The sequence below is a fragment of the Larsenimonas suaedae genome, from assembly GCF_023712105.1.
GTDB classification, from domain to species: domain Bacteria; phylum Pseudomonadota; class Gammaproteobacteria; order Pseudomonadales; family Halomonadaceae; genus Larsenimonas; species Larsenimonas suaedae.
Genome location: NZ_JAMLJI010000001.1, coordinates 109974 through 130673 on the forward strand (window position 1 = coordinate 109974; position 20700 = coordinate 130673).

Here is a 20700-nt window from a genome sequence, read left to right on the forward strand (position 1 = left end):
TTATGGGAGCGATTCAGACCCTGGTTCGGATTCTCGGCGGGTTGACGGCGGCGGTGCTGGTGATCTGTGCGATCGGTATCTCCGCGCTTCGCCTCGGTGTCCTGGGCCTGCCGGTGATTCAGCCGATGGTGCTCAAGACCCTTGGCGTACCCGACGACACCTATCTAAGCGCGAAGGACATCTCCTTTCGGTTCGTGGGCTTTGACCCTCGGCTGGTGTTCGATGACCTGACGCTTGCACAGCCTGCCACCAAGACGCATCCGGCCCGCCCGCTGTTGACGATCGACAGCTTCACCGCGCGCATCGATTCGATGGCTTCCTTGCAGGAAGGCGCGCCGGTACTCGGGCGGCTCGATATCGCCTCACCCTCGGTGCATTTCTACCAGGACAGCCAGGGCCGTTGGCCCTGGCAGCGCTCCAGCGCGACATCCTCGACCAGCGGGTTTTCGATCGAGCGTCTCAATGCCTGGGCCACGCTCTTGTCCCGTCAGCGCTTCAATATCGATAACGCCCATGTGCATTTTCATGCCCCGACCGCAACCACGGAGCTGACGCTGCCGACCGTGGCGCTGCATCGCGCCGGTAATGACTATCAGCTCGAAGCGCTTGGTCATGTGGGCGATGCGACGAGTGACGGCGTACGGCTGGTGGCCCGCCTGCCGGACACCGGACGTCAGCTCGACGGCAAGCTTCAACTGACGGTTCAGGCCGAGCAGGCCCTCCCGTTATTGAATACCCTCTTTCCCGCAAGCCCGGTCACGCCGACCGACGGCCGGGGCAACATGACGCTTTGGGCGCAGTGGGCCAAGGGCGAGCTGGTCGGCGTTCAGGGCGTACTCGATGTGCCGCGGCTCTCACTCGATAACGATCAGGGTGTGTTCGATGTGAATGCCCTTGAAGCCAAGTGGGCCTTCACGCGCGAGGCGAGCCACTGGCAGGGAGCGCTGTTCGATCTTTCCGGCCACCTGGCCGGCAAGGAGGCGGCTGTGCTGCCGTCGCGGGTCGCGCTGAGCGCCTCCGAGGGCTTCGACGATCTCACGCTCCGGCTGCCCGGGTTTGCGCTGGATGGCCTGAACACGCTCTGGCCGATTCTGCCGGAAGGAACGTTGCGTCAGGCACTGACCACCATGGCGCCGCGGGGGCAGGTCACCGGACTCGAGCTTCATTACGACAAGACCTGGCACATCAAGGCCGGTGCACGCGATGTGCACCTGGACCCCTGGCAGGGCGGGCCGGGTGGCGGTCCGCTCGATCTGTGGGTGGCGGGGCGTCTGGACGCCGGGACCGTCGAGTTTGCGATGGACAAGGGGCGAATGATGCTCCCGAGCGTGTTCGAGCAGGCGATGACGCTCAATGAGGTGCGCGGGGCGATCGACTGGACGAACGCCGATCATCGCTGGCGCTTTCAAAGCACGCGCTTCAAGGCGCGTCGACAGGGCGCGGACGTGACCGGCACGCTCACGGCAACCGTTCCGGAGCGCGGGCCGCAAACGCTTGCGCTGTCGCTCGATGCCCGAGACATCGTGGCCAAAACGCCAGCACAGTGGCTGCCGCTCAACGCGCTGGACCCAGGCGTTTCGACCTGGTTCAGGGAGAATCTCAAGTACGGTGAGATCCCACGGGCCGCGCTCTCGATGGCGCTGACGTTTAACGACGATAAAAAGGACCGTGATCAGATCCATCTGGATATGGACATCAGGAATGCGCGGTTTGCCTACGTAAAGGGCTGGCCGGCGTTGACCGAGGTGGATGGCCACGTCGTGCTCGACAACGATCAGTTCGACGCAACGATTGCACACGCCAATCAAAATGGGCTTGAAACGACGAGCGGTGAGGCTCACTACCGTGACAACGTGTTGACGGCCAGCGCTCGTGTTTCCGGCAACGCCTCGAACGCGCTTTCGTTTTTGCAGCAGGCGCCGCTCGAGGCGTCACTGTCCCAGAGCCTTGCGCAGTGGCGCACCTCCGGCCCCATTCAGGGCGACATCACGGTACGCGTGCCGATGAGCGAGGAGGGCACCGCCGACATTCAGGTCAAGGGCGCCATCGCACGGGGGCGGTCTCTGTTTCTGCCCGCGGACATCACCACCACCGACATCGCCGGGTCGTTCAAGTATCACCACCATGATGACGTTGACGAACTGCTCGGCACATTCACGGGGCAGGTGTTCGAGGATCAGGTCAAGGTAAAGGTGGACCTGGCTCATAATCTGGTCACGTTTGACGGGCGCGCTCATGCCAATGGGGTGGCAGGCTGGCTCGGCCTCGATGGATTGACCAAGAGCATCGATGGTGCTTTCAACTACCGCGCCGCGTTGCACCTGAAAGACAGTGGCCCGGTGCTGACATTGAGCTCGCCGATGACCGGGCTTGTCGTCGACCTGCCGCCGCCCTTTGCCAAGCTGGTCGACCGCCCGGCGCCGCTTGATATGCAGATGGATTTTGGTAACGGCAGTGGCGAACTGACGTTCGAGGACCGTGTGCATGCGCGCTGGCGTCACAGCGATGCCCAGGGCCAGGTGTGGCTCGAGCATTGGCCGAGTGACCCGGAGTGGCCATCGTCGGATCACTGGTACGTGAACTGGGACGCCGATGCGCTGTCGCCGGGTGCCTGGGTGGAACCGCTGTCCCAGATTTCACTGACACCCCGCGCCGCAGCGTCTTCCGAGGCCGGCGATGATGCATTCGGCAGCAGCGTGCGCCCGTTCAACGAGCTTCTGGGCGCTGTGCGCCTCAACGCCGGGTGCCTTGAAATCAAGGGTGAGTGCCGGGGGCCTCTGGCCCTGATGGCGGTGCCGGATGGGGCGACCTGGGTCACCAAGCTGCGCTCCGAGCTTGCCACCGGGACCGTGCGCTGGTCGCCAAGTGGCTATCCAACGCCGGTGGATGCCCGACTTGATGTGCTGAACGTGGACCGAGTGCTCGACATTGGCACCGACGCCGCCGACAACGACTTTGCACCGCATTTGCCGCAGCGTGTGTACTCGCTTTTGGACCCCGATGGCAGCGCGGATACCGGTTCGACTACCGAGGCGCTGCCGTACTCCAAGGCGATGGCAGGCGTTCCGGCCGGCCAGCTTTTTGTCGATACCCTGATCTACAACGGTCACAAGGCCGGACCGTTGACCACTCGGTGGCAAAGTGACGCCTCGGAGTTGCGGCTTGACCCGCTCGAGGTGGTTCTGCCGGGCTCGACATTCAATGGCGCGCTGACCTGGGCCGATGTCGGTGAACGCAGCCTTACGCGAATGGAGGGGCGCATTACCAGCAAGGATCTTGCCGATACGGTGACCCTTTTTACTGAAAAGCCGGCGCTTCATACCGATTCAGCCACGTTCAACGCGCGCGTGGCGTGGCCTGGCGCGCCCTGGCAGGTCGAGCTCGGCCAGATGGGGGGGCACCTGCGTCTGGATACCGGGCCTGGCCGCTTGACGGCGGTCAACTCGACGTTTGCGAAGGTGCTGGGTGCCGTCAATCTCGACAATTTGATGCGCCGTCTGGCGCTCAATTTCTCGGATCTGACGCAAAAGGGGGTGGCCTTCAAGCGCATTCATGGTGCCGCCAGTCTCTTGAACGGCCGGCTTGTGACCGATTCCCCGGTGGTTATAGATGGTACAGCGACGTCGTTTACCGTCGATGGCCAACTCAGCTTTATTCAGCAGACCATCGATGCCCGGCTTGGCGTCACTGTGCCGGTCACGCAGAACCTGCCGCTGGCGGCGTTTGCCATCGGCGCGCCTCAGGTTGGTGGCGTGCTATGGTTATTTCATGAACTCTTCGAGGGATGGCTCAATGACGTCTCTCAAATTCATTACCGTGTGCGCGGGCCGTTCGGTGCGCCGCACCTTAGTTTGGAAAGTGCCGAATGAATGCGATGACGCAGGATTCACTCAGCCAGGCCACCGATATCTTGCTGACGCCCTATGGCCTGTCGCGTGAGACGCTTGACGAGGGGCTCGGCCATGCGATGGGCGCTGGCGTCGATTTCGCCGACGTCTTTCTGCAGCGCAGCTGGCGAGAGTCATGGACGCTCGAGGACGGCGAGGTCAAGGAAGCCGGTTTCAACATCGACGGCGGCATGGGGATTCGTGCCCAAAGTGGTGAAAAGACCGGTTTTGCCTACTCCGACCAGATCAGTAAAGACGCCTTCATGGACACCGGGCGTACGGCCAGCCGAATCTCACGCAGCGGTCAGTCAGCGCAGCTGGCGACTTCTCGACCGGTACAGGCCACCGCCTTTTATGGCCCGGCCAACCCACTTGAGGGGATGGGCCCCGATGAGAAAGTGGCCATGCTTCAGCGCGCCGATAAGATCGCACGGGCCTGCGATCCTGCCGTCAAGCAGGTGACAGTATCGCTTTCGGCGGTGTATGACGTGGTCATGGTGCGGGCAAGCGATGGCACACTCGCCGCCGATCTTCGTCCGTTGGTGCGCTTCAATGTATCTGTGATTGCCAGCCGAGGCGGCCGGCGCGAACGTGGCAGTGCCGGCGGCGGTGGCCGCTTCAGCCTGTCGGAATTCGTACGCGACGACGTGGCCGAGCGCTACGCCCGTGACGCGGTGCGGCAGGTGCTGGTCAATCTTGATGCAGAAGACGCGCCCGCCGGGCAGCTTCCAGTTGTGCTGGGGCCCGGGTGGCCGGGCGTGCTGCTGCATGAGGCGGTAGGGCATGGCCTTGAGGGTGATTTCAATCGCAAGGGCAGCTCCGCCTTTTCGGGCAAGATCGGCGAGCGGGTGGCGGCGCCTGGCGTGACCGTGGTGGATGACGCCACGCTTTCCAATCTCAGAGGGTCGCTGTCTGTCGATGATGAGGGGACGCCCGGCGCGTACACGCCCTTGATCGAGGATGGCATCCTAACCGGCTACATGCAGGACAAGCTCAACGCGCGCCTGATGGGGATGGCCCCGACCGGTAACGGGCGGCGCGAATCCTACGCGCACCTGCCGATGCCCCGGATGACCAACACCTACATGCTTGACGGTGGTCATGCGCCGGACGAGATCATCGAAAGCGTCAAGCATGGGGTTTACGCCGTAAGCTTCAGCGGTGGTCAGGTCGACATCACGTCCGGCAAGTTCGTGTTTGCGGCAAGTGAGGCGTACATGATCGAAGACGGGCGTGTGAGCTACCCGATCAAGGGCGCGACCCTGATCGGCAACGGTCCCGAGAGCATGCAGCGTATCTCGATGATCGGCAACGACATGGCGCTCGACAAGGGCATCGGCGTGTGTGGCAAGGAAGGTCAATCGGTGCCGGTTGGCGTCGGCCAGCCCACGCTGAAGCTCGATGAGATCACCGTGGGTGGCACGAAGTCTTAACCGGTTCAGGCGTCGCGAAGCAGTGCAAACAGCTTGCGGGCACTGGTGGGTGGCTTGCCGTTGTCCCGCTCGCGTTGTGCGTTGCGTACCAGCTGGCGAAGCTTTTGCAGGTCAACGTTCGGGTAGTGCTTGACGAATTCAGTCACGGCCGGGGTTCCTTCGGACACCAGGCGGTCACGCCACTGCTCGAGGCGGTGGAACTCGCGGTCGCTGGCCTGTTTGCGCTGATCGAATTCCTCGAACTTGGCTTCGATCGCGTCAATGTCTTCATGGCGCATGACCTTGCCGATGTATTGCATGTGCCGACGGCGCGCCTCGCGCGATGAAATGCGACCCATTTCCTCGATGGCGGCCCACATATCCTCGGACAGCGGCAGTTCGCGCTGCTGAACCGGCCTCAGCGCCAGGATGCGATCGCCCAGTGCCTGCAGGGCAAGCATGGCGTTCTTGCGTTGGGTCTTGCTTTGAAATTCGTCGTGGTCGGGGGGGAGTTCGCTCGACATGATTCATCCAGTCAATCAGAGTGCGCGCAGTATACCAGTACAGGCGCGGCAGGTATTAGGAGTTCGTTCATGAGCCAGGTATTTGATATCGACGCACAGGAAGCGGCGCTTAAGCGTCAGGCCGAGCTGGCCCTCGAACATGCCAGACAGCATGGTGCAACTGCCTGTGAGCTCAGCGCGGCAGTCAGTCAGGGGCTGGAGGTCGATGTTCGCTTCGGTGAGGTGGAAACCCTGGAGCTTGCCCGTGATCAAGGCTTTGGCATCACGGTCTACGTTGGCCAGCGCAAGGGCAATGCCTCGACCAGCGATGCAAGCGAGCGCTCCATTCGGGAAACGGTAGAGAAAGCGATCGATATCGCGCGTTTTACCGGAGAAGACACTCATGCAGGGCTTGCCGACATCGAGCGCATGGCGACCGACTTTCCGGATCTCGAGGTCCATCACCCGTGGGCGCTTGACCCTGACGAGGCCGCCGATCTGGCTGCACGGTGCGAGCGGGCGGGCCTTGCGGTCGAGGGTATCAGTAACTCCGAAGGCGCACACCTGAGCACCGGCGAGGGGGTGACCCTCTACGCCAACAGCCATGGTTTCATGGGGACTCAGCGTGGAAGCCGGCACAGTCTGTCGTGTGTTTTGATTGCCAGAGACGATGCCGGCATGCAGCGCGACATGGATTACAGTTCTACGCGCCATCCATTTTTACTTCGCTCCCCCGAAGACATCGGTCACCGTGCGGCCGAACGCACGCTTGCGCGACTTGGCGCGCTCAAGGCGCCTTCAGGCACCATGCCGGTCGTGTTCGCGCCGAGCATGGCCAAGGGATTGATCGGGCATTTTCTCAGCGCCATCGCCGGCGGCGCCCTTTATCGGGAATCCTCGTTTCTGTGCGACCGGCTGGGCGAGTCGCTGTTTCCCGAGTGGTTTTCGCTGGGGGAACGGCCGCGTATCAAGGGCGCGATGTCAAGCGCGGCCTTCGATGGCGAGGGGGTCGCGACGCAGGACAATGACTTCGTGAAGCAGGGCCGGCTTTCAAGCTACATGCTTTCAAGTTACAGCGCACGGCGTCTGGGACTTGAATCGACCGGCAATGCCGGCGGTGCCCGTAATGTGCGCATCGATGCGCCCTTGACCGACTACAACGCGCTGATCGGTGGAATCGAGCATGGGGTTATCGTGACTGAATTGATGGGGCAGGGCATCAACACGGTGACCGGTGATTATTCCCGTGGCGCCTCGGGCTTTTTGATTAAAAATGGCGCTATTGCAGGGCCTATCGAAGAGTTTACGGTGGCCGGCAATCTGAGCGGCATGTTCGCCTCTCTTGCAGGGCTTGGCGATGATCTCGATACCCGCGGCAGTATTCATACGGGAAGCTGGCGGGTCGATGGCATGACTGTCACGGGTTGAGTCGCGGTGAAAGAGGGATGTGGGAGACCACGCTGCCTATGCAGCGCGGTCTTTTTTTGCATTAGCTTAAATAGACCAGACTCGCGAGGCCGAGAAACGACAGAAAGCCGACGACATCGGTGACCGTGGTGAGAATGACGCTTCCGGACAGTGCCGGGTCGATCTTGAGTTTTTTGAGCACCACCGGCAGAAGCGTACCGACAAGTGACGCCACGACCAGATTGATAATGATGGCAAGCGCAATAATGATGCCAAGCATGCGGTCATCGAACCAGACCAGTGCCAGAAGCCCGACGACCACGGCCCACAGCGCGCCGTTAAGTAGCCCGACGACCAGCTCACGGCTGATAAGCCAGCGAATGTTGTTGCCCTTGACATGGCCAAGCGCGATGCCTCGAATCAAGACGGTCAGGGTTTGAGAGCCGGCAATGCCCCCCATGCTGGCAACGATCGGCATCAGTACGGCAAGTGCGGTGATTTTCTGGATCGTGCCTTCAAACATGCCGATGACGGACGAGGCGAGAAAGGCCGTCAACAGGTTGATGCCGAGCCACACCGCGCGACGCCGGCTGGTACGAAGCGCCGGAGCGAAGGTGTCTTCTTCTTCATCGAGACCGGCCATGCTCATGACAGTATGTTCGGCGGTATCACGAATGACATCGACTACGTCATCAATGGTGATGCGGCCAAGAAGTTGGCCCTGCTCGTTAACGACCGGCGCCGAAATGAGGTCGTGGCGTTCGAACAGCTGGGCCACTTCGTCTTCGGGGGTCATGGCGTCAAGGCGCGTGAACTCGGTGTCCATGACCTCGCGGACGGTCATGCCGGGGTCTGAGACCAGCAGTTCATTCAAATAGAGCCGGCCGACCAGCACGTCGCTTCGGGTCACGACCCAAAGTGCATCGGTCGAGTGGGGCAGTTCATCGTGGCGGCGGATGTAGCGCAGCACGACGTCGAGCGTGATGTTGGGCCGAATGGTGATGGAGTCGATGTCCATCAAGCCGCCGGCGGTATCCTCTGGATAGGACAGCACAGTCTCGACCCGGTGGCGCTCCTGGGCCTCCATCGAGTCGAGGACCTGCTGAATGCTGTAGGTCGGCAACCGTTGCAGCAGATCCGCCAGATCGTCGGTGTCCAGATTTTCGGTGGCAGTCAGAAGGTCCTGGGCGCTCATGCGCTCCAGGAATTCCGTCTGTAATTCTTCACTCAGATAGAGAAGAATTTCACCCTGGGTTTCGGTGTCGATCTGCTGCCACAGGAATTCGCGCTCACGTGGCGGTGTCGATTCGAGTGCGTGGGCGACCTCGGCCGGGACCATGGTCTGGTTCAGCAGCCGACGTATCTGATCCACGGCGTCCCGCTCGAGCGCTCCATGCAGTTTGTCCAGATGATCGGCGTTATCGGCCAGGTCGTGACTCATGGAACTTCCTCGGCGTGAGTGAAAGGGAGGGAAAGGGTTAGGGCGTGTCTATCGGTGCGGCGGTGTCAGGTCTCTTCATCGAAGCGGGCGTCGAACATGGCTTCGATCGCGGCCAGGGCCAGGGTCTCGTCACTGCCGTCAACTTCGACGACAAGTGGTGTGCCGCACGGTGCCGCCAACATCAAAAGCGCCATGATGTTGTTGGCGCGCGCGCTGTGATCGTCACGATAGACGGTTACCGTACTCTCGAACGTGGCGCAGCACTGTACGAGTTTGGTCGCCGCGCGGGCATGCAGACCACGCTTGTTGGTAAGCGTCAGCTCACGGCGAATCATTCGGTGGCTCGCTGTCATTGAGCAGGGTCTGAACGCTCATTTCGCGATGTCGCAGTCGAACCGTCGGAAACTGCTCGGCAAAGTGGGTGGCTACGCGCTCAGCCAGATAGACCGAGCGGTGCTGCCCGCCGGTACAGCCGATGGCGACCGTAAAATAGCTGCGGTTGCTCTTGCTGTAGGACGGCAGCCAGCGCTCGAGCCAGCCGACGATGTCGTCGCGCATGGCCGCCACTTCGTCATGAGATTCCAGAAAGTGGATCACTTCCTGGTCGCGGCCGGTATAGCCCCTGAGCGCCGGCACCCAGTAAGGGTTGGGCAGTGAGCGCGCATCGAAGACGGTATCGGCGTCAAGCGGTACCCCGTGCTTGAACCCGAAGGACTCGATCGTGAGCGTCATCTGCTTGCTGGTGTGCTTGGCGACCTGGCTTGCGATCTGGTTGCGCAGTTCGTGTACCGACTGGTCAGTCGTGTCGATCACGAGATCCGCCGCGTTGCGAATGGGGGCGAGGTAGCTCTGCTCGGAATCGATGGCTTCGGCAAGCGTCATCTGGCTTGCGCGCGTAAGCGGGTGACGACGACGGGTGGCGGCGTAACGTTCGAGCAGGGAGCGGGCATCCGCGGTTAGATAGACGACCTGCGCATCGATGCGCTTGGACAGATCAGCCAGAAGCTCTGGAAAGCGCTCAAGCGCCTTGGGCAGATTTCTGGCATCGATGCTGACGGCGATGCGGCGTTGGCTGACGCTTCCGGTATCGAGTTCATCAATGAGCGGGGCCAGCAGCGTGGCCGGGAGATTGTCGATCGCATAGAACCCCAAGTCTTCCAGCGCTTGAAGAGCTACGGATTTTCCTGAGCCTGAGCGTCCGCTTATGATGACCAACTGCATGGAAACTAGGCCTTTTGTTGTTGGGCGATGAGATCAACCAGCGTCTCGTGTAGCTCACGCTGACTGTGAGTGTTCCTTAACGTGTGTCGATTGTCGCTGTCGTTGAGAAGCTCGGCGATCTGCCCAAGCAGGGTCAGATGAGTATCTTCGGCTTCTTCCGGTACCAGCAGTACAAAGATCAGATCAACCGGCTCGCCGTCGATCGCGTCGAAATCGATCGGTTCGGCCAGGCGAATGAAGCTTGCAACCGGGACCTTGCAGTGTGGGTTGCGGGCATGCGGAATTGCGACGCCGTTGCCAACGCCGGTACTGCCGAGCCGTTCTCGACCGATCAGTCTGGAAAAGACTTCCTGATCATCAAGGCTTGGAATGTTTTGCGCGATAAAGGTGCTGAAAAATTCCAGCACCCTTTTTTTGCTCCCGCCCTTGACGTCAAAGAGCGTGCGTTCGGGCGGGAGAAGCTGGTCGAGCGTCATAGATATTGGGTCTCAGCGTGCGCCCTGAGCGCGCGCCTGGGCTTTTTCTTTGTGCTTCACGAGCTGGCGGTCAAGCTTGTCTGCCAGTGCGTCGATCGCCGCGTACATGTCGTCGTGGGCGGCTTCGCCATGAAGTTCTGCGCCGCTTGCATGCAGGGTGCAGGCGGCAAGTTGGCGTTCCTTCTCAACCGAGAGCGTCACTTGAACGTTGGTAATGTTGTCGTAGTGGCGCTCAAGACGTGACAGTTTCTGATTAACGTAGTCTCTGAGGGCGTCAGTCAGTTCAACGTGATGTCCGGTGATATTGACCTGCATGGCATTCTCCTTTACCCACGGGTTGACACTTCGATTGTAACCTTTTTTGCGCTAAAACAAACCCTTGTGTTGATTGGGCGTCTAGGCAAGGCGCTTGCGTTCACTGGACGAGGGAATACCCAGCGCTTCCCTGTATTTGGCCACGGTCCGACGGGCGACCTTGATGCCCTGTTGATCAAGAAGTTCCACCAGCTTGGCGTCGGAAAGCGGCTTTCTGGTCGGCTCTTCGCTGACGTATTTCTTGATGCGTGCGCGGATGGCAACTCCCGAATGAGCATCTCCATCCTGCCCTGTGCCGACCTGGCTTGAAAAGAATAGCTTGAGTTCGACGACTCCGCGCGGTGTGTGCAGGTATTTTTGCGTGGTAACCCGGGAGATGGTGGATTCATGCATATCCACTGCCTGGGCAATGTCGGCGAGCGTGAGCGGGTTGAGGCCGGCTTCGCCGTGTTCGACGAAGCCGGGCTGACGCGCAAGGATTTCCTGCCCAACCTTGAGTAAGGTCTCGTTGCGACTGGCGATGCTTTTAAGCAGCCATTTCGCGTCCTGCAGGTGCTGCTTGAGAAAGGTGTTGTCCTGGCTTTGGTCGGCGCGCTTGATCAGCGCACTGTACTGCGCATTGAGCTGCACTCGAGGCAGGGCATCTTCATTGAGATCGACCCGCCAGCCTTGTCTGGTGTCGTGGCGCATGATCAGATCCGGAATCACGTAGTGATTGCGTGCGCCGCCGAACCGGCGTCCGGGTTGAGGGTCGAGTGACTGGATCGTTTGAATGATCTGCTCGAGCTGCTCATCATCAACGCCCAGTCGACGCTTCAAGCGCTTGTAGTCACCGCCGGCCAGTGCCTCCAGGAACTGGCGAATAAGCCGCCGCGTCTGGGCAAGCAGTGGCGTGTCGCCAGAGCGTTGATCGAGTTGAAGCAGCAGGCACTCTTGAAGGTCGCGCGCGAATAAGCCACCAGGCTCACACTGCTGCATCAGCTGCAATGTGCGTTCGAGTTCGTCCTGCTTGAAATTAAGTGTCGGAAAGTGATGGGTGAGCTGCTGACCAAGCTCGTCAAGGGGCACGCTCAGCCGGCCGGTGTCGTCGAGCGCATCGATCAGGTAGTCGGCGATCAGACGTGACCGGTCATCAAGGTCAATCAGGCGAACCTGGTCTCGAACGTGGTCCTGAAGCGTAATCTCTAAGCTGTTGCGTTCGATGCCCGGTGCCTCATCCGAGGGCGTCTGAGTGCCCAGGCTTCCGGGGCCAATGTCCTGGTAGGTATCGCCCCAGTCACTGTCGTGATCGAGGGTGTCCGGGATGCTTTCTGCCCAATCGGCCTCAGGCTCGGGCGAGGCGTCGTGTTCCTCGAACGCTTCCTGCTGCTCGAGCATGGGGTTGCTTTCGAGGGCCTGCTGAATTTCCTGACGAAGATCGAGCGTAGAGAGCTGCAGCAGGTGGATAGCCTGCTGCAGTTGGGGCGTCATCGTTAAATGCGCGCCGACTCTGAGCTGCAGTGAAGGTTTCATCGTCATACGGTCTCGGCGTGATCGAATCGGGCGTTACGCTATCGGCGCACTTGGCGCCTTGCAAGCCAAAGGCGCGCCGCCAGCAAGAATCATGCCAAAAACTCAAGGGTGCTGTCGATGCGTTGGATCAAAGCTTGAATTCGTGGCCCAGGTAGACATCACGCACATGTTGATTGGCCAGTATGGCCTGGGCGTCGCCTTCAGCGATGATCTGACCGTCGCCCACGATGTAGGCGTTGTCGCAGATATCGAGGGTTTCACGCACGTTGTGGTCAGTGATCAAGACGCCAATACCGCGCGCCTTCAGCTGGCGGATGATGCTTTTGATGTCGCCAACCGAGATCGGATCGACGCCTGCAAAGGGTTCGTCGAGCAGGATGAAGTCGGGCTCTGTGGCAAGCGCTCGCGCGATCTCGACCCGGCGACGTTCGCCGCCGGAGAGGGCCATGCCCATGTTGTCCCGAATGTGGGTGACGTTGAACTCGTTCAGAAGTTCTTCAAGACGAGCGAGACGTGCCTTGCGATCCAGGTCCTTGCGGGTTTCAAGAATGGCCAGAATATTGTTGGCAACGCTCAGCTTTCGAAAGATCGAGGCTTCCTGCGGTAGATAACCGATGCCTGCCCGGGCGCGCTTGTGCATCGCGAGCCGGGAGAGGTCATGGTCATCAATGGCGATGGTCCCGGCGTCGGATTGGATCAGGCCGACGATCATATAAAACGAGGTCGTTTTACCCGCGCCATTGGGGCCAAGCAGACCGACGATTTCGCCCTGAGAGATCGACATGCTGATGTCGTGCACGACGCGGCGGCCCTTGAAGCTTTTCGCAAGGTTGGCCACGGAAAGGGTTTTTAAGCTGCTCACTGGTCGTTACTCGCACTGCTGTTGGGGGTCAGCGTCATTTCAACGCGACCGTCCTTGGCCTGGTTCTGGTTCTGGTTCTGGTTCGCGTTTGAGCGGCTACCACGGGCATTGACCTGTCGCTTGTCCAGAAAGTACTCGACGTAGGCACCGTTGAAGGTGTCGGGTGCCTGAATCAGCTTGGCATTGCCGATGAGTTCGACCCGGCGCGAGGCGGCGTGATAGATCACGGTGTCGCCCCAGCCTTGAACCTTGGCGTCCTGCTGATTTGGCTTTTGTTCCAGGTACGCGCGCGTCCCTTGTCCGCGGGCCGTGACGCTTGAGACTTCACCGTTGCTGCCGCGCTTGATGTCGACCCGATGCGCTTCGAGCTTCATCGACCCCTGGGTCATGTCGACGTTGCCGGTGTAGATAGCGGTGCCGGCACTGTCGTCGAGCTTGAGCTGATCGGCGCTCACGTGGATGGGCTGTCTGGCATCCGATGGCAGTGCCCAGGCGCTGGCAGCCATCAGTGAGCAGGCTGAAATAACGGCCAGGGTGCTTAGTCGTCTGGTGATCATCGAGCTGTCCTTTTAAAGCGCGGTTATCGGGTCGGAGGGTACGAGCCTGTGACGTTGCCATTGAGTGTGGCCTGATTCTTGTCGATCCAGGCATCAAAGCGGTTGGCGACGGTTTTTTCCTGGCCTCGAGTAAAGGTCGAGCGATCATCGCTCCAGGCATGGCTGTCATGTTGGGTGTAATGGATGGTCTGGGTCGACAGGGTCCAGTCGCTGCTTGGCTGGTGCAGTCGCGCCTTGCCGTCGAGGGTGATGCGTGACCCGCTACCTTCCACGCGGCCGCGTTCGGCGCTGCCGAGCCAGGTCTTGTTCTGGTCGTTGGTCCATTCGAGCTCCGGGGTGACGGCGCGGGTGATGTCGTCGTTCGGCGTATGAGTCAGCCGCGGAGATTTCAAAACCTGGTAGGGAGCGCCTTCGGTATTGAAGCGGGTAAAGGTCACGCCTTCGAGGTAATAATCCGGTTCGCCATTATCGCTGGTGGGCGCTGGGCCGACCGCCGTGAACTGATCGCGCTGCTCGATCAGGGCCATGACACCGCCAACAACGATCAGTACCAGAAACAGCCAGACTTTCGGCGTGATGCGTGAGAGCAGAGATCCCATTCGTTACTCCTTCGGCGTGTCGTCGGTTGCAAGGTAGCGGCGCATGGTCTCGGGCCACTGGCCCTTGGCGTCAACGATCAGTTCACACAGCTCGCGAACGGCGCCATAACCGCCTGCCCGCTGAGTGACGACATCGGCGTTTTCCTGAATGTAGGTCGGTGCATTGGGCACGCTCACACCAAGGCCCGACTTCATGATCGCTTCAAGGTCCGGCAGGTCATCACCGCAGTAGGCCAGTTCTTCAGGGCCAAGGGCCAGGTCACTGGCAAGGGCGCTCAGGGCCTGCCACTTATCATCTCGGCCCATGATGAGGTGTTTGATGCCAAGCTCTCCCACCCGTCGCTCGACCATCGGGGAGGTGCGTCCGGTAATAATGGCGACCTCGATGCCGAGTGCGAGCAGCATCTTGATGCCGACGCCATCCTGGGTATGAAAGGCCTTGGCTTCGACGCCATTGGCGTCGTAGTACAGTCGGCCATCGCTCAAGACGCCATCGACATCAAGGGCGAGAAGCTGAACCGAGCGTGCGCGGGCGCGTTGTCGGTCAGAGAGCGGCAGTGTCGCCGAAGGCCGGTTGGGTGTGCTTGGCGTCATGAAATAGGGAGCCTTTGAGTGGGTTAAACGACGCCATGCGTCAGTAGGTCGTGCATGTGGAGCACCCCGATGGGCCGGTCACTGTCATCGATCACTGCAAGTGCTGAAATTCGGTGCTGCTCGAGAATATTGAGAGCTTCGGCAGCGAGAAGGCCTGCGTGCACCGTATAGCCGCCGACGGTCATGACGTCGTCGATCGTCAGCGTGCGCAGCGAGTCGTGCTGATCGATGGTGCGACGCAGGTCACCATCGGTATATACACCAACCAGGATTTCGTTCTCATCAATGATGCAGGTAAACCCGAGCCCCTTGCGTGATATCTCGCCCAGCGCCTCGGAAAGCATCGTGCCCGATCGAACCAGCGGCAGTTGATCGCCCTTGCGCATCACATCATCAACCGTCAGGAGAAGTCGTTTGCCGAGACTGCCACCTGGATGAGAGAGAGCGAAATCCTCGGCGCTAAAGCCGCGGGCCTCGAGCAGTGCAATGGCAATGGCGTCGCCCATGGCAAGGGCTGCTGTCGTTGACGAGGTTGGTGCAAGATTCAACGGGCAAGCTTCCTGATCGACGCCCACATTGAGGTGGATGTCGGCGTGTCTTGCAAGCGTGGAATCATCCCGGCCGGTCAGTGCAAGCATCGGAATGTTGCGGCGCTTTAAAACCGGCAGCAGGGCGGTAATTTCATGCGTTTCCCCTGAATTCGACAGCGCCAGAAGCACATCGTGCGGCGTCAGCATGCCAAGATCGCCATGGCTTGCCTCGGCCGGGTGCATGAAAAAGGCGGGTGTGCCCGTACTTGCAAGCGTGGCTGCCATCTTGTGCGCGATATGGCCGGATTTTCCCATTCCTGTTACCACGATGCGTCCCTCGCAGGCCAGAAGCCGCTGACAGAGCGTGTCGAATCGGGTGTCGAGCTTCTCGATCAACTGGCCCAGGGCGCGCTGTTCAAGGTCGAGCGTACGGTGTGCGCTTTTGATGAACGAAAATTGTGCAAGTGGCTTTGGCATTTCAAATCCATGACCATGAGTAAATGCACGCTGGCGTTTTGGCCGCGTGCGCACCTAGGGTATTAAACGAAGGAGCGTTGGCAAGTGCAACCTCGATGCCCTTGCATGCGTTTGAACACTGGCCCTTGCGTAGGGGGTTAGGATACGATGTTCGATAATTATCATTGACGGCAGTTTGGGAGTCCATGAACGACTCGAATCTTGTTGAAGTAGAGGATTTGCATTTCTCGCGCAGTGGTCGCCAGATCTTTTCAGGGGTCGACCTCGTTGTTCCCAAGGGCAAGATCACCGCGATCATGGGGCCAAGCGGGACGGGCAAGACCACGCTTTTGAAGTTGATCGGTGGTCAGCTCGCCCCTGATCGGGGTCGGGTGCACATTGCCAATAAGGATGTGCACCGGTTGTCTCGGTCGGAGCTTTTTCGCATGCGCCGACGCATGGGGATGCTGTTTCAAAGCGGCGCGCTCTTTTCGGATCTGTCCGTGTTTGAAAATGTGGCGTTTCCTATCCGGGTTCACACGAACCTGCCGGAAACCATGATTCGCGATCTGGCCTTGATCAAGCTGCAGGCGGTAGGGCTGCGTGGCGCACGTGCCCTGATGCCCTCAGAGCTTTCCGGAGGCATGACCCGGCGCGTGGCGCTTGCGCGTGCGCTGTCACTCGACCCCGATCTGATCATGTATGACGAGCCCTTCGTCGGTCAGGATCCGATCTCGATGGGGGTGCTGGTCAAGCTGATACGCCAGCTCAATCAGGCCTTCAACATGACCGCCATCGTGGTCTCGCACGACATCAAGGAGACACTTTCGATCGCGGATTACGTCTACGTCATTTCCGACGGGCGGGTCATGGCGAAAGGGTCGCCCGAGGAGCTTGGCAAGGCCTCCGATCCGCGAGTCAGCCAGTTCGTGCACGGCGAGCCGGATGGTCCGGTTCCGTTTCATTATCCGACGGACGTTGATTTTGCCGACGATATACTTCGGGGTAGCGGCTTAAAGGAGAGGACGTCGTGATCAATCAACTGGCGGCGCTCGGACGCGGCACGATCAACGTGCTCGAGGCGCTCGGGCGCTCGGTGATCTTTCTGGTGATGGGCCTCAGGCTTCCGCTTCAAAACGGGCCGGGGCTGCTTCTGCGCCAGATTCATTTCGTGGGCGTGCTGTCGCTTCCGATCGTGATCGTCTCCGGGGTGTTCATCGGTATGGTACTGGCCCTTCAAGGGTATGTAGTGCTGGTCGATTTCAGTGCCGAGGAGGCGCTTGGTCAGATGGTGGCGCTGTCGCTTCTGCGCGAGTTGGCGCCTGTCGTGACTGCTCTGCTCTTTGCAGGGCGCGCAGGTTCGGCTCTGACCGCGGAAATCGGTTTGATGAAGGCGACCGAGCAGCTCACCAGCATGGAAATGATCGGGGTCGATCCATTGAAGCGCGTCATCGCGCCGAGGCTTTGGGCCGGATTCATCTCCCTGCCGGTATTGACGGTCTTTTTCAGCGTGGTCGGCATTTTCGGGGGGTATCTGGTGGGCGTCGATTGGCTGGGCGTCTATTCCGGGTCGTTCTGGAGCACGATGCAAAACAGTGTGCTGTTCACCGACGACATTTTGAACGGCATGGTCAAGAGCGTCGTGTTTGCGATCGTGGTCACCTGGATCGCCGTGTTTCAGGGCTATGATCTGGAGCCGACCTCCGAAGGTATTTCTCGGGCCACGACCCGCACCGTGGTCTATGGTTCTCTGGCAGTGCTCGGGATGGACTTCATTCTCACTGCCTTGATGTTTGGAGAGTTTTGATGAAGCGCAGTAGATGGCTTGAATGTGGTGTTGGTGTGTTCGTTCTGGCCGGGTTTCTGGGGCTGGTATTTCTTGGTCTTCAGGTCAGTGGGCTGTCGTTTTCGCGCGGTGGCGATACGTACACGCTCAATGCCAACTTCAGCAACATCGGTGGATTGAAGGAGCGCTCGAAAGTGACCATGGCCGGGGTCACCGTGGGTAGGGTCACCAGCATCGAGCTGGATCCCAAGTGGTTCGATGCCCGAGTCACGATGTCGGTAACCGATGACCTCAAGGACAAGCTTTCACAGGACACCACGGCGTCGATTCTGACGTCGGGACTGCTCGGTGAGCAGTACATCGGGCTGACGCCCGGGGGCTCGCCGGACATGTTGAAAGACGGTGATACCATCAAGGACACTCAGCAGGCCCTGGTGCTGGAAGAGCTGATCCAGCAACTGGTGTCTAACTTCAGCAAGGAATGAGTCGGTCGACCGGCGCATCGGATGTTTACAAGGAGAGGATAATGCATAAGGCAATGGTTTCTCGCATTCTGATCGTGTTCATGGCGTGCATGGGCGTGCTGTTCAGCATGAACGCAAGTGCGGCTCAAGACCCGGAAACGATCATTCGTGACAACGCCAAGGCGTTGATGAGCAAGCTCGACAAGAAGCAGGGCTACTATCAGCAGCACGAAGACGAACTGAAGCAGCTGGTGGATGAAACGGTCAGCCCGATCGTTGATTTTCGCTACGTCGGTGCAAGCGTCATGGGTAAATACTTCCGTGCGGCAAGCCCGGAACAGCGCAGCCGATTTGCTGATGTCTTCAAGCAGACGCTTATCGACACCTACGCGAAAGGGCTGGTGACGTTTGACTACAAGACGCTGTCGGTACCGGAAAATCAGAACACCCAGCGCTATGAAGATCAGGCCAACGTCGATATGAACGTGGTCTCGACCAAGGGCAAGACCTATCCCGTGTCCTACACCCTCAAGCAGCGTGACGGGCAATGGAAGGTCGTAAACGTCGTCGTCAATGGCATCAACCTGGGCCTGACCTTCCGCAATCAGTTTGATCAGGCGATGCGTGACAACAACCGCGACATCGACCAGGTCATCGAGCAGTGGTCGCCGAACGTCGATCTGGAAGACGGCAGCGGCAATGAGTGAACGGCTGTTCGATGAAGACGACGTCTCACTCGAGGCAACCGGCGATGACCGGCTGGTCATTGCCGGGCGCCCGGGGTTCGATCATGCCTCGGAGCTGCGTCGTATCGGCATCCAGTTTCTGGAGCGTCGGACAGCAACTGATGCCCTGACGCTCGATGCAAGCGAGGTCGCCAACACCAGCAGTGCAACGATTTCAGTGCTGCTGGAATGGCTTCGCACCTGTCAGAGCCGAAACATCGATGTTGCCCGTATTCGGCTTTCGCCGACGCTCAAGGGGCTTGCCGAAGTCACGGCGCTGACGGATGTGTTCGACGCGTTCGAATAGTCGTTGGCGCCGAGCGGCGAGGTACAATTGATGGTCTGGGTGCATCGCACTCAGGCCATCTTTTCATTTATGATGACGTGATTTTAAACGCGACGAGCAAGGAGTGATCATGCAGCCAACTGAAGTCAAGGCGCGGCTGGAAGAGCGCATCGACGAGTGCGAATTCGTGATTCAGGGGGAGGGGTGCAACTTTCAGGTCACCGCGATCGGTGAACGGTTTGCCCATCTTAACCGGGTCAAGAGCCAGCAGTTGATCTACGGAGCGCTTTCCGAGGAAATCGCCAGTGGTGCACTGCACGCGATCACGATCCGTACCTATACCCCCGAACAGTGGGCCAACGCCTAAAAGGCGTGATTATCGAACGTTCTAGAGCGCATTTCTTGCATGGATAAATTGATCATCAGCGGTGGTGTGCCGCTTAACGGCGAGGTCTGGGCGTCGGGTGCCAAGAACTCGGCCCTGCCGATTCTCGCGGCGACGCTTCTGACCAAGGAGCCAATCACGATCGGTAACCTGCCTCACCTGCAGGACATCACGACCACACTCGAGCTTCTGGGGCGAATGGGGGTCGAGCCGGTAATGGGCGAAAAGATGTCCATTCAGCTGGGTGGAGCGGTGCGGGATTGCCACGCCCCTTACGATCTGGTCAAGAAAATGCGGGCATCGATTCTGGTGCTGGGTCCGCTTCTTGCGCACTACGGCCAGGCCGATGTCTCACTGCCGGGCGGCTGTGCGATCGGCACGCGCCCTGTTGACCTGCACATCCGCGGCTTGCAGGCCATGGGGGCCGATATCCGTGTCGAGCAGGGCTACATTCGGGCGCGAACCGAGGGGCGTCTCAAGGGCGCGCACATCATCCTCGATACGGTCACCGTGACCGGCACCGAGAACCTACTGATGGCGGCGGCGCTTGCCGACGGGACCACCGTACTGGAAAACGCCGCGCGTGAGCCGGAGGTGGTCGATCTGGCCGAATGCCTGATTGCCATGGGCGCACGTATTACCGGCCACGGCACAGGCACCATCACGATCGAAGGGCAGCCAGAGCTTCATGGGTGTCACTACGACGTCATGCCTGATCGTATCGAAACCGGTACATTTCTGGTTGCGGCGGCGGCCACGCGTGGTCGGGTCAAGGTTCGAAACACGCGAGCCGACATCCTTGAGTCCGTTCTGCTCAAGCTTGAAGAGACCGGGGCGCACATCGAGACCGGTGACGGGTTCATTACGCTCGACATGAACGGGCAGCGGCCCAGGGCCGTCAGTGTTCGAACGGCGCCGTATCCGGCGTTTCCGACCGACATGCAGGCGCAGTTCGTGGCGCTTAACGCCGTGGCGGAAGGTGTCGGTCATGTCACGGAAACCATTTTCGAAAACCGGTTCATGCACGTTCAGGAAATCGTCCGGATGGGGGCTGACATCGCGCTTGAAGGCAACACCGCCATCATTACCGGGGGCGAGGCACTTTCCGGCGCCCCGGTGATGGCAACAGACCTCAGGGCGTCGGCAAGCCTTGTGATTGCGGCCATGGTCGCAAGCGGCGAGACTGTGGTGGATCGCATCTACCACATCGACCGTGGTTATGAATGCATCGAAGAAAAACTCCAGATGTTGGGCGCGCGCATCCGCCGTGTCCCCGGTTAAG

The 20700-nt window shown here is 60.0% G+C and carries 22 protein-coding genes; 10 read left to right on the forward strand and 12 right to left on the reverse strand.

Annotated features, from left to right (window positions below):
* The first annotated feature begins 2 nt into the window (after nucleotides 1–2).
* Together NAT49_RS00510 and tldD are read left to right on the forward strand one after the other, a co-directional pair.
* Complete coding sequence (locus NAT49_RS00510) at nucleotides 3–3869, forward strand: YhdP family phospholipid transporter (protein WP_251589519.1); 3867 nt, start codon at nucleotides 3–5, stop codon at nucleotides 3867–3869.
* Nucleotides 3866–5320, forward strand: a complete 1455-nt coding sequence (gene tldD, locus NAT49_RS00515) for a metalloprotease TldD (RefSeq protein WP_251589520.1) — start codon at nucleotides 3866–3868, stop codon at nucleotides 5318–5320. Before NAT49_RS00510 ends, tldD begins: the two co-directional genes overlap by 4 nt.
* A 5-nt stretch (nucleotides 5321–5325) precedes the next feature.
* Here tldD and yjgA read toward each other — a convergent pair whose 3' ends face one another.
* Nucleotides 5326–5823 (reverse strand): ribosome biogenesis factor YjgA, encoded by a 498-nt coding sequence (gene yjgA, locus NAT49_RS00520; protein ID WP_251589521.1) that lies wholly within the window; start codon nucleotides 5821–5823, stop codon nucleotides 5326–5328.
* A gap of 69 nt (nucleotides 5824–5892) precedes the next feature.
* Between yjgA and pmbA the strand changes: the two genes are divergently transcribed.
* Entirely contained in the window at nucleotides 5893–7230 is a 1338-nt protein-coding gene (gene pmbA / locus NAT49_RS00525) for a metalloprotease PmbA (RefSeq protein ID WP_251589523.1), read from the forward strand.
* A gap of 61 nt (nucleotides 7231–7291) precedes the next feature.
* Here pmbA and mgtE read toward each other — a convergent pair whose 3' ends face one another.
* The 11 genes from mgtE to NAT49_RS00580 all read right to left on the reverse strand — a co-directional run bounded on the left by mgtE (nucleotide 7292) and on the right by NAT49_RS00580 (nucleotide 15793).
* The gene (gene mgtE, locus NAT49_RS00530; RefSeq protein ID WP_251589524.1) at nucleotides 7292–8650 is read right to left on the reverse strand and encodes a magnesium transporter; all 1359 of its coding nucleotides are present in this window, start codon (nucleotides 8648–8650) and stop codon (nucleotides 7292–7294) included.
* 65 nt (nucleotides 8651–8715) lie between these two features.
* A complete protein-coding gene (locus NAT49_RS00535; RefSeq protein ID WP_251589525.1) occupies nucleotides 8716–8985 on the reverse strand; it encodes an HPr family phosphocarrier protein in 270 nt (89 codons plus the stop codon).
* On the reverse strand, nucleotides 8972–9871 hold the full coding sequence (gene rapZ, locus NAT49_RS00540) for an RNase adapter RapZ (protein ID WP_251589526.1): 900 nt from the start codon (nucleotides 9869–9871) through the stop codon (nucleotides 8972–8974). The genes NAT49_RS00535 and rapZ overlap by 14 nt, the downstream gene beginning before the upstream one ends.
* A gap of 5 nt (nucleotides 9872–9876) precedes the next feature.
* A complete protein-coding gene (gene ptsN, locus NAT49_RS00545) occupies nucleotides 9877–10347 on the reverse strand; it encodes a PTS IIA-like nitrogen regulatory protein PtsN (protein WP_251589527.1) in 471 nt (156 codons plus the stop codon).
* A 12-nt stretch (nucleotides 10348–10359) separates the two neighbouring features.
* A complete protein-coding gene (gene hpf, locus NAT49_RS00550) occupies nucleotides 10360–10662 on the reverse strand; it encodes a ribosome hibernation-promoting factor, HPF/YfiA family (protein ID WP_251589528.1) in 303 nt (100 codons plus the stop codon).
* Nucleotides 10663–10743: 81 nt separating this feature from the next.
* The gene (locus NAT49_RS00555) at nucleotides 10744–12180 is read right to left on the reverse strand and encodes an RNA polymerase factor sigma-54 (RefSeq protein WP_251589529.1); all 1437 of its coding nucleotides are present in this window, start codon (nucleotides 12178–12180) and stop codon (nucleotides 10744–10746) included.
* Nucleotides 12181–12301: 121 nt separating this feature from the next.
* Nucleotides 12302–13036, reverse strand: coding sequence for an LPS export ABC transporter ATP-binding protein (gene lptB, locus NAT49_RS00560; protein ID WP_251589531.1), 735 nt, complete (start codon nucleotides 13034–13036; stop codon nucleotides 12302–12304).
* On the reverse strand, nucleotides 13033–13593 hold the full coding sequence (gene lptA / locus NAT49_RS00565) for a lipopolysaccharide transport periplasmic protein LptA (RefSeq protein WP_251589533.1): 561 nt from the start codon (nucleotides 13591–13593) through the stop codon (nucleotides 13033–13035). The genes lptB and lptA overlap by 4 nt, the downstream gene beginning before the upstream one ends.
* 23 nt (nucleotides 13594–13616) lie before the next feature.
* Nucleotides 13617–14192, reverse strand: a complete 576-nt coding sequence (gene lptC, locus NAT49_RS00570; RefSeq protein WP_251589536.1) for an LPS export ABC transporter periplasmic protein LptC — start codon at nucleotides 14190–14192, stop codon at nucleotides 13617–13619.
* Between the two features lie 3 nt (nucleotides 14193–14195).
* Nucleotides 14196–14786: a KdsC family phosphatase gene (locus NAT49_RS00575; RefSeq protein WP_251589538.1), complete on the reverse strand. Its 591-nt coding sequence runs from the start codon at nucleotides 14784–14786 to the stop codon at nucleotides 14196–14198.
* Nucleotides 14787–14809: 23 nt separating this feature from the next.
* Nucleotides 14810–15793, reverse strand: coding sequence for a KpsF/GutQ family sugar-phosphate isomerase (locus tag NAT49_RS00580; protein ID WP_251589539.1), 984 nt, complete (start codon nucleotides 15791–15793; stop codon nucleotides 14810–14812).
* Between the two features lie 185 nt (nucleotides 15794–15978).
* Here NAT49_RS00580 and NAT49_RS00585 point away from each other — a divergent pair, with 185 nt between their 5' ends.
* From NAT49_RS00585 to murA, 7 genes are all read left to right on the forward strand, one after another.
* Nucleotides 15979–16806 carry an ABC transporter ATP-binding protein gene (locus tag NAT49_RS00585; RefSeq protein WP_251589540.1) on the forward strand — a complete coding sequence of 276 codons (828 nt, stop codon included), beginning with the start codon at nucleotides 15979–15981 and terminating at the stop codon, nucleotides 16804–16806.
* The gene (mlaE, locus tag NAT49_RS00590; RefSeq protein WP_374708798.1) at nucleotides 16806–17579 is read left to right on the forward strand and encodes a lipid asymmetry maintenance ABC transporter permease subunit MlaE; all 774 of its coding nucleotides are present in this window, start codon (nucleotides 16806–16808) and stop codon (nucleotides 17577–17579) included. Before NAT49_RS00585 ends, mlaE begins: the two co-directional genes overlap by 1 nt.
* On the forward strand, nucleotides 17579–18043 hold the full coding sequence (gene mlaD, locus NAT49_RS00595; protein ID WP_251589542.1) for an outer membrane lipid asymmetry maintenance protein MlaD: 465 nt from the start codon (nucleotides 17579–17581) through the stop codon (nucleotides 18041–18043). Before mlaE ends, mlaD begins: the two co-directional genes overlap by 1 nt.
* 41 nt (nucleotides 18044–18084) lie before the next feature.
* Nucleotides 18085–18729: an MlaC/ttg2D family ABC transporter substrate-binding protein gene (locus tag NAT49_RS00600; protein ID WP_251589543.1), complete on the forward strand. Its 645-nt coding sequence runs from the start codon at nucleotides 18085–18087 to the stop codon at nucleotides 18727–18729.
* The gene (locus NAT49_RS00605; RefSeq protein ID WP_251589544.1) at nucleotides 18722–19054 is read left to right on the forward strand and encodes an STAS domain-containing protein; all 333 of its coding nucleotides are present in this window, start codon (nucleotides 18722–18724) and stop codon (nucleotides 19052–19054) included. The genes NAT49_RS00600 and NAT49_RS00605 overlap by 8 nt, the downstream gene beginning before the upstream one ends.
* A 109-nt stretch (nucleotides 19055–19163) precedes the next feature.
* Complete coding sequence (locus NAT49_RS00610; RefSeq protein ID WP_251589545.1) at nucleotides 19164–19400, forward strand: BolA family protein; 237 nt, start codon at nucleotides 19164–19166, stop codon at nucleotides 19398–19400.
* A 39-nt stretch (nucleotides 19401–19439) separates the two neighbouring features.
* The gene (murA, locus tag NAT49_RS00615) at nucleotides 19440–20699 is read left to right on the forward strand and encodes a UDP-N-acetylglucosamine 1-carboxyvinyltransferase (RefSeq protein WP_251589546.1); all 1260 of its coding nucleotides are present in this window, start codon (nucleotides 19440–19442) and stop codon (nucleotides 20697–20699) included.
* Nucleotide 20700 lies beyond the last annotated feature (1 nt).